Genomic DNA, 8,251 nt, shown 5'->3' with positions numbered 1-8,251 from the left:
GGTCTTGAGCTTGCGGATGATCTGCTCCGCTGTGTGCCTGGTGCGTTTCATGGTCGAATCCCCGGCCCAGTCTGGCCGGATGAGGACTCTCATTCACCCTGGACCGATTGCCGGGGTCCACGTCAACCCCACTGCTCCAGCGCCAACGCTGCCAGCAGCAGCACCAGCAGGGGGATGCCGATGGCCAGCACGAGTTCGCGGAGCATCGGCACCTCTCCTCTCTCTGAACCGTACCCAGCCCCGAGGGCTGCGGCAGCCAAGCCTTTCCAACGGTGCTAGTACAGGTGTACGCATTTGGAGTGACTCATGGGTGTCCCCTTGCCCCGGCCTGCGGCCCTGGCCGCCTGGCTTGAAGTCCCGATCGAGGAGTGGTCCTACCTCGACAGCGAAGTGCTCGTGAAGACCCGCAGCCGCAAGGTCTGCATGACCTGCCACTGGTTTCGGCATCACGCCGGGGTGAATTGCATCCCGGTGCTCACCTGCCAGCTCAATCAGGGCCTGATCGCCCACGGTGAGCACCTCACCAGCCGCTGCCAGGGCTGGACTGACGACATGACGCGTCAGCAGGGCTGGGCGCCCGAGGTGGCCTGAGCGGCCTGCAGTCAGCCCCTAGAGCGCTGCCGCCAGAGCTTGGGTTCGCGACCGCAATGCAGCACTGCCAGCCAGGAACAGCCGGGTGGATGACGCCGTAGGGGAAGCGGCGCATCAGGGCACGCCGGGTTCCGCGGTAGCTCATCTCGGGCCGCTGGGCGGAGTCGTAGCACCGTGCTCAGGGCGACTGCTCGATGGCCTGGATCGCCGTCTGCCAGGAAGCTCTCCAGTCGCTGACCAATCCGCTGCCGATCTGCGTCTGTGAGATCAGGACCTCTCAACCGAAGCGGGGGTGATCGGCATGGGTTCCAGCTGGGTCTTCAACGTCATCAGCGCTGGGCAAACGCGCGTTCGAGCCGCTCGCGCTGCACTTCGGTGTTGATTCGCTCTACCTACGCCAGGGCCTGGGCCCGCACCTGCGGATCCACACCGGGCCTGCGGGAGGCGGGCTGACGGCCGGTGCTTGAGGGGCAGGGGGCGCGGTTGACCCTTGGCGCCAGCTTTTCCTGTCGCCCCGACTGACTTTTCAGGGATTTGCCGCTTTAGGCGCGCCCAAAACGCGCCTAAAAGCTTGCTCCTGCCCCCTGAGCTACGCCGCGAGGAGCTGGTGGTGGCCCTGCGCGGCAGGACAAAGTGGGGCCAATGAATTCAGAAAGCTTCAGAGCCTTGCTGTGCTGGCACTGGCCATGGTGCCGGTGGCTCTGCTGTGGTGGACCTGGATCCGGATGCTGGACTGATCGCTGCCGCAGTGCCCAGCTCACCCCGCCGCCTGAGCCACGCCGTCAACAGCTGGTGACGGTCCTGGCTATCGACCAGCTCTGCCGGTAGACGACCGACGCCGCGTTGAAAACTTGAGAGAGCCCATCATCCGTCATGCTGCCTGGAGCAGGTCTTGCTCCTTTTCCATGGTTGCCCGTTTCCGTCTGCTAACCCTGCCTGCCCTGTTGGCATCCCTGCTGACACTGGTCTGGGCTCCGGCCGCATGGGCGGAACAGCCAGCCTCTCCCTCCGGCCGTTGCAACAACGCCACCCTGAAGGGCACGTACCTCTACAGCTCGGTCGGCATGTTGGATGGCAAGCCCTACGCCGAAGCCGGCCGTGAGGTCTATGACGGTAAAGGTGGCGTCGAACTCACCTACCGCGGCACCGGTGGCGCCACCGGCACGATGCGCACGACCTACAGCGTGAGCCCCGACTGCATCGGGACAGCGATGTATCCCTACGGCCAGAGCCTGGTGAGCTTCATCAGCCCCGACGGCAGCCGCTTCGCCTACACGATCACCCGCGGTCCCGGAGATCGGCCCACCGTGCTTTCAGGCTGGGAGATCCGCGTCGATCCTTAAGCATCCCGTCATTTCGGTAGACCCCAGCGTCAATGCCAGCTCAGCCGGCACTGCTGAGAGTCTTTCCGTCGGGTGCTGGGCGCGGGCGATGTCCTGCGCGTGGGCAGCGTCCAACGCCTTCATCAACTCGATGCCGAAGCCGGCACCGTCAGCGAAGAAAACCGCGAACTTGGGCATGGCGGGCAGGGACTGCAGCGTGATGCTGGTTGATCGGGGTGCAGCGTTCAGTTAACCCTCAGCCAACCCTCAGGCCAGCAGGCCCCACCCTGGGCTAGAGATGAAGAGAGCCTTCAAAAGCCCATGATTCGCCGTATTGCTGCGCCTACCCTGGCGGCGCTCACCCTTGCTGCATCTGCTGCCATGCCGCTGGCCGCTGGGGCGGCGCCAAAAGATGTAGTGGCAGTTGCAGAAAAACGGGCTGCAAATTTTGCCAATACATGCGTAGAGCTAAAGATAATTCCATTTTGCTTGCTTGAATTCTATATTTTACAGCAACAGGTTGAAAAGTTTATAAGCAAATTCACCCCTTGACCGCGACTCTTTAGGTAATTACTCGTTCGCTTACGGTCATTCCTTGATCTGCTGGCGTGACAACTGCGCTGCTTTAGGGGGCTGTGTTGAAGTGCCTAGATCGGGAAAGGGCTTTTCGATCCCGGCGTTTTCTCAGAGGCCAGGCGGCGCCCATCACGCCACCAGCTGCAACCGCGCGCGTGCCCACTGCTCTGCTTGCCGCGCCACACTGGGCAGTCTGAGGTGGTGCCTACATACGACAAACTCAGAAAGGGCTTCTGACACCCTCCCGTGGAGATGCTCGGCGGGTGTGATGTCCTCGGCGCGGGCAGCGTCCAGCATCGTCCGCCAAGAGCACCGCGAACTGGTGGGGCATGGCTGGCAGGGATGGTAGCGAGATGCTGGCGGTTCGGGGCACCACCGCACTAGTGAACTCTCAGCGATTCCTCAGGTCAGTGGGCACCACCCTGCGCTAAAGAGGAGGAGAACACGGAAAAGCCCATGATTCGCCGTATTGCTGCGCCTGCCCTGGCGGCGCTCACCCTTGCTGCATCTGCTGCCATGCCGCTGGCGGCCGGGGCGGCGCCCAGCCCTAAGGCGGTAGAGCGGCGCCTCGAATTGGTGTGCCTAGTTGAGTTAACACCTGGTTATTGTGTCTTTGCTTTTGATAGCTGGATTAAGAAGTTTTCCCCGTTCCTTGATTTAGCTTTTTAGATAGACCGTCTCCTTCGATGGCGGTCATTCGCTCAATCGCTGGCATGTTCGCTGAGCAGTTGATGCTGTGTTGAAGTGCTGTCTCCGAAAAGTGCCTGTTTCGGAGACGGCGTTTTTCTCTGAGGCCAGGCAGCGCCCATCACGCCACCATCCGCAGCCGCAGCCGTGCGGGTTCGGCGTTGGCCTTCACCCTGGCGATGGGCTCACCGCGATGGAGCGCCGCGCCTTTTAGCCCCAGGCTCACCACCCCAGCAGCAAGTTCACAACGGAGGCAACGGCCTGTTTCGGGCAGCCGCTGGGCAATGAACTGGGGTTCGATTGCGACCAGCGCTCGGGATTTACGAAGAAATCCCGCGACCTGCAAGCCACCCCCGTCCAGGGAACCTAAAAAACTGCTGTCAGCGTTCCACCGCCGTAATCGTGATCAAGCGCGCCCGAATCGCCGTGATTGCCCTGGCTCTCTCTGTTCTGCAAACGGGCACCAGCCAGGCCTGCACCAGCTTCACCCTGAAGGGGAACGACAACGGGCGCGTCTACGGACGCACCATGGAGTTTGGGATGCCGATGCAAAGCAAGGCGATCCTGATTCAGCGCGGCACGAAGCTCGTGGGTGTTGGCCCGAGCGGCAAGGCTGGGAGCGGGAAGCCGTGGACCACCCGCTATGCCGTGGCTGGACTGAATGTTCTCGGTCTCGACATGGTGGTTGACGGCATGAATGAAAAGGGGCTGTCCGGCGGCATGCTGAATTTCCCCGGCTGGGCCAAGTACCAGAACGTGTCTGCCGCTCAGGCGCGCAACTCGATCGTGAGCTGGCAGATGCTCACGTACGTGCTCAGCCAGTTCGGCACGCTGGATGAGGTGAAGGCCGGGCTCCCAAAGGTGCTGGTGAATGGAGCACCGTTGGCGTCTTTCGGGGGCACCGTGGGCATTCACATGACCCTGCATGACAACCAGGGGCGCTCCCTCTCGGTGGAATACATCGACGGCGCCCTGCAACTGAAGGAGAACCCCACGGGCGTCTACACCAACAACCCCCCCCTGGCGTTCCACCTGGCGAGTGTGGGCGATGCCGCCAACATGAGCAACAATCCAGCACCCACCCTCAAGGTGGGTGGGATGGCCTTACCCCCCGCCAGCTCCGGCGAAGGCTTCTATGGGTTGCCGGGAGATTTTCTCTCTTCCTCACGCTTCGTGCAGGCTTTCACCTTCGCCCGCTTCGCACCAACGAATCTGAGCACGCAGCAACAGGTGGGAACCGCCTTTCGCATCCTGGGGCAGTTCGATCTGCCGCCCGGCAGCATCAATCTGCCGGTGGGCAGCGCCTACGGCGGTGCCGACACATCGGCGGGTTACGAAATCACCGAGTGGACAGTCGCCGCCGACATGAAAAACCTCGTGTATTACATCCAGACCTACGACAACCCGGACCTGCGCAGCCTGAGGTTTGATCAGCTGCCCTTGGCGGGTGGGCAGATCAAAACCATGCCCTTGGATCAACCCATGCGCGTCACCACCCTGATGCCCTGAGGGCGGCCTGGTTGACCAGGCTCTCCTGCGGTGGGTCTGGATCCGGATGCTGGACTGATCGCTGTCACTGCGCCCAGCTCACCCTTCCCCTATGAGCCAGGAGCGCCACCGGCTTGTTGCGGTCCTGGCCATCGACCAGCTCAGCTGGAACTGCTGGCAGCCGCCCAGTGGGGTTGCCCAAGCCGGCACCGTCATGAAGAACACCGCGACCTGGGGAAGAGCAGGTCAGCGCTGCACCCAAGTGGTAGCTGCGGAGCAGGCTTTCCCGGCGCCGCGTAGGCATTTCACGGTCTGCGCCATTTAATGGGGGTCCCCCTACCGGTTTGCATGACTCCCCTCTGGCTGAAGCTGCGCTGGCCGGTCACAGCACTAGCGCTCGGCGGTATGGCACTAGCCGGCGTGATGCGCCTCAGCCAACATCCAATCCAGGTGAAGCTGGAGCACAGCTTCACGGAGCCGCTGCAACTCAGCGGCAAGGTGAAGGGGGAGCTGAACATGCCAAGGGCGGTTCAGATTGAACCCACCCGCAGCTTGTCGGTGAAAGTGATTGAGCATGCTCCGATCAATCTGAGCGTGACCAACAGAGCGCCGCTGCAGGTGCAGGTACGCAATGCCCAGCCAATTCAGGTCAAGGTGGACGAGAGCAAACCGATCCAGGTGGACATGGATCCCCAGGCACCAGTGAAGGTGAAAGTTGGGCTCTGAGATGTCACGAGGGTTGATCGCAGTTGCTTAGGTCACTTGTCTAGGCCAACTGTATTGGCCCCTGATCCTCCCTCCAAGCACGGACAAAAGGAGTCTTTCAAGGCAATCAGGAGTCGCTCCATCGTCCTTCTGGTAGAAGCCTCTTCATGGCACAGCCCATGGTTGCCCAGAGGACAACTGAGTCTTCCCCTGCAGTCTCCGCTGCCATGCCCACACCGGCCTGGAGCAGGGTTCTGCGGCTGATCATCCTGTCTGCGCCGGGCGGTGGGATATTGAAGTTAAAAGGGGCTCGATGGGCACGTGGATCGCTTTGCTGGGGGCAGGAATCCTCTGCGGCTTTCTCAATGCGGCCGCCTCGAGCGGCTCAGCGATCAGCCTGCCACTGCTGCTGGCCTTGGGTCTGCCGCCGGCGATCGCCAATGGCACCAACCGATTGCCGGTGTTGGTGGGCATGGCTACCGCCATCTGGCGCTTTCAACAGAGCAAGGCGATCCCTTGGCGCTTGTGCCTGAGGTTGCTGCCAGGCTTTTTGGTTAGCGCCCTGGTTGGCGCTCTGCTGGCGGCGATGTTGCCGATGGGGCAAATCAGGGTGCTTGTGCACATCGCCGTGGTGCTGGCCCTGGTGCTGTTGATGCTCAAGCCGCAACGCTGGTTGCGTGACGGTGATCCCGAAAGCAGCCAGCGCAACCCCAGCCTGGCCTTATTGGTCATCACTGCTGGGGTGGGCCTATGGACCGGGTTGATCGTGCTCGATTCCGGCACTTATCTCCTGATGAGCCTGGTGCTGGTGGGCGGGCTGGCCCTGCAGCAGGCCAGCGCCGTCAAGGCCGTCTTGATCGGCGCCGCCACGGTGGTGTCGTTAGCGGTGTTCATCCACAGCGGCCAGGTGGCCTGGGGAGCGGCCTTGCCCTTGATGCTGGGCAGTGCACTGGGGGGCTGGCTCGGCGCTTCGCTGGCGCTGGGGACCAACGCCCGTCTGTGGATCTACCGACTGTTGATTGGCGCCCTGGCCCTCGAGCTCGGAGCGATGGTGTTGGGCTGGCAGCATCCTGCGATGCGCATGATGCAGATCTGATGGCAAGCCAGCGCCCGCTCATGTCGCCCCGACTGACTTTTCAGGGATTGGTTCAAGGAGCTGAGGGGGCTGAGCTTCCCAGCCGCTGAGCACCAGCTTGCCGACCGTGTTCTGGCTCTCGATCCGCTGGTGGGCCTGGCGCAGCGTGGCGGCGCAGATCGGGCCGAGATCCTCGCCGAGGGTGGTGCGCACCCGGCCGGCCTCCACCAGTTCCGCCACCCGCGCCAGCAGCCGGCCCTGCTCGGCCATGTCGGTCGTCTGAAACAGGGAGCGGGTGAACATCAGCTCCCAATGCAGCGAGAGGCTCTTGCGCTTGAGCGCCAGCACGTTGATCGCCTCGGGGGCAGGGTCATCGATCAGGGCCAGGGCGCCCTGGGGGGCCAGCACCTCTACCAGCTGCTCGAAGTGGCGATCGGTGTGGGTGAGGCTCACCACCCGCTGCACCTCCCCCAGACCCCGGGCCTGCAGCTGTGGCAGCAGGGGCTGGTGATGATCGATCACGTGCTGCACCCCCAGCTGCCGCAGCCAGGCCTGACTCTGCGGCCGGGATGCCGTGGCGATCACCGTCTGCCCCGTGAGCTGCAGCGCCAGCTGCACGAGGATCGAGCCCACGCCTCCGGCCCCGCCCATCACCAGTAGCGCCTCGCCGCGATGGGCCTCGGGCCCCTGGCTCAACCGCAGGCGATCGAACAACAGTTCCCAGGCGGTGATCGCCGTGAGCGGCAGGGCAGCGGCCTCGGAAGCGCTCAAGCCAGCCGGCCGCCGCGACACCAGGCGCGCATCCACCAGCTGCCGCTCGCTGTAGCAGCCCGGCCGGTTCAAAGCACCGGCATACCAGACCGGATCGCCCACGGCGAAGCCCTGCACCGCTGATCCCACCGCTTCGACGCTGCCGGCCGCATCCCACCCCAGCACGCGCCATTCGCCCGCCGCCGGCTGATCGAGCCGGCGCACCTTGGTATCCACCGGGTTCACCGCGATCGCCTCCACCCGCACCAGCAGATCCCAGGCGCCGGGGGTGGGATCGGGCAGCTCAATGTCGACCAGGGCGAGGGGATCCTCCGCCGATCGCAACTCCTGGTAGCCGATCGCTCGCATGACTCAGGCCTGCCGCTGCATCAGTATCTCGCGGTGAATGGCGGTGCCGGCTTGCAGGGCGGCGATCGCTTCGGCGGGGACCTCAAAAGCTCACTCCCTCCCGCTCAGCCCGACGCCACCGGCTGACAGCGGCCGTCCATGATCACCGCCCCCGGCTGGCCTCCCTTCGTGAGGGCCTGCTCTTGGAAGGTGAGGCGCTGGCGGTCGATCGTGGTGCGGTGCTCCACGTCGTGGCCACGGTCGAAATGCACCACCACCCGGGCTGTCGTGGCAGGAATTCCCAGGGCTCGCTGCTCCTGGCTGGCGCCCCCCAGGCCATCCTCATCGCCGTCGTCGTCGGCGAGGTGGAAGCTGTTGGACTCCTTCTCCAGGAACGTGATCCGATCGCGGGAGGTCTGAACCGGCAGGGTCTGCCCATCGGCGAAGCGCACCTGATTGATGCCGCGGCCCACATCGACCTTGAAATTGATCAGGCCCTTGGGATCGTCCCGATGGCGACAGATCAGGGACTGGGGTCCCACAGGGTCCCAGCTCCTCACGGCTAGAACCACCAGGACGACGCCACCGGTGAGCAGCAGCAGGCCAGGCCTGCTGATCGCGAGCTGCCGCGGATCCGGGATGGCCATGCTGATCCGGCGACACCTTGTGCATGCTGCTTCGGCCGGGTGGCTCCTGGCAACGGGCCGCG

10 protein-coding genes are annotated in these 8,251 nt (G+C 63.8%); 7 read left to right on the top strand and 3 right to left on the bottom strand.

Annotated elements, in window-relative coordinates; translation table 11 throughout:
* Positions 1–306: 306 nt before the first annotated feature.
* Together KBY71_RS08620 and KBY71_RS08615 are read left to right on the top strand one after the other, a co-directional pair.
* On the top strand, positions 307–591 hold the full coding sequence (locus KBY71_RS08620) for a galactose oxidase (protein WP_254928517.1): 285 nt from the start codon (positions 307–309) through the stop codon (positions 589–591).
* A gap of 905 nt (positions 592–1,496) precedes the next feature.
* The gene (locus KBY71_RS08615; RefSeq protein ID WP_254928516.1) at positions 1,497–1,934 is read left to right on the top strand and encodes a hypothetical protein; all 438 of its coding nucleotides are present in this window, start codon (positions 1,497–1,499) and stop codon (positions 1,932–1,934) included.
* On the opposite strand, the gene KBY71_RS08610 is transcribed toward KBY71_RS08615, so the two are convergent.
* Positions 1,905–2,111 carry a hypothetical protein gene (locus KBY71_RS08610; RefSeq protein WP_254928515.1) on the bottom strand — a complete coding sequence of 69 codons (207 nt, stop codon included), beginning with the start codon at positions 2,109–2,111 and terminating at the stop codon, positions 1,905–1,907. The genes KBY71_RS08615 and KBY71_RS08610 overlap by 30 nt on opposite strands.
* A gap of 123 nt (positions 2,112–2,234) precedes the next feature.
* Here KBY71_RS08610 and KBY71_RS08605 point away from each other — a divergent pair, with 123 nt between their 5' ends.
* From KBY71_RS08605 to KBY71_RS08585, 5 genes are all read left to right on the top strand, one after another.
* Entirely contained in the window at positions 2,235–2,465 is a 231-nt protein-coding gene (locus tag KBY71_RS08605; RefSeq protein WP_254928514.1) for a hypothetical protein, read from the top strand.
* A gap of 480 nt (positions 2,466–2,945) precedes the next feature.
* A complete protein-coding gene (locus tag KBY71_RS08600) occupies positions 2,946–3,158 on the top strand; it encodes a hypothetical protein (protein ID WP_254928513.1) in 213 nt (70 codons plus the stop codon).
* A gap of 420 nt (positions 3,159–3,578) precedes the next feature.
* Positions 3,579–4,685, top strand: coding sequence for a choloylglycine hydrolase family protein (locus tag KBY71_RS08595; protein ID WP_254928512.1), 1,107 nt, complete (start codon positions 3,579–3,581; stop codon positions 4,683–4,685).
* 327 nt (positions 4,686–5,012) lie between these two features.
* Complete coding sequence (locus KBY71_RS08590) at positions 5,013–5,390, top strand: hypothetical protein (protein WP_254928511.1); 378 nt, start codon at positions 5,013–5,015, stop codon at positions 5,388–5,390.
* 292 nt (positions 5,391–5,682) lie between these two features.
* Complete coding sequence (locus KBY71_RS08585; RefSeq protein WP_254928510.1) at positions 5,683–6,465, top strand: sulfite exporter TauE/SafE family protein; 783 nt, start codon at positions 5,683–5,685, stop codon at positions 6,463–6,465.
* Positions 6,466–6,483: 18 nt separating this feature from the next.
* Here KBY71_RS08585 and KBY71_RS08580 read toward each other — a convergent pair whose 3' ends face one another.
* On the bottom strand, positions 6,484–7,563 hold the full coding sequence (locus KBY71_RS08580; protein WP_254928509.1) for a zinc-binding alcohol dehydrogenase family protein: 1,080 nt from the start codon (positions 7,561–7,563) through the stop codon (positions 6,484–6,486).
* A 104-nt stretch (positions 7,564–7,667) separates the two neighbouring features.
* Positions 7,668–8,189, bottom strand: a complete 522-nt coding sequence (locus KBY71_RS08575) for a hypothetical protein (RefSeq protein ID WP_254928508.1) — start codon at positions 8,187–8,189, stop codon at positions 7,668–7,670.
* Positions 8,190–8,251: the final 62 nt, after the last annotated feature.

The sequence above is a fragment of the Cyanobium sp. T1B-Tous genome, assembly GCF_024345475.1.
GTDB lineage: Bacteria > Cyanobacteriota > Cyanobacteriia > PCC-6307 > Cyanobiaceae > Cyanobium_A.
This window is presented reverse-complemented; position numbering and strand designations above follow the sequence as displayed.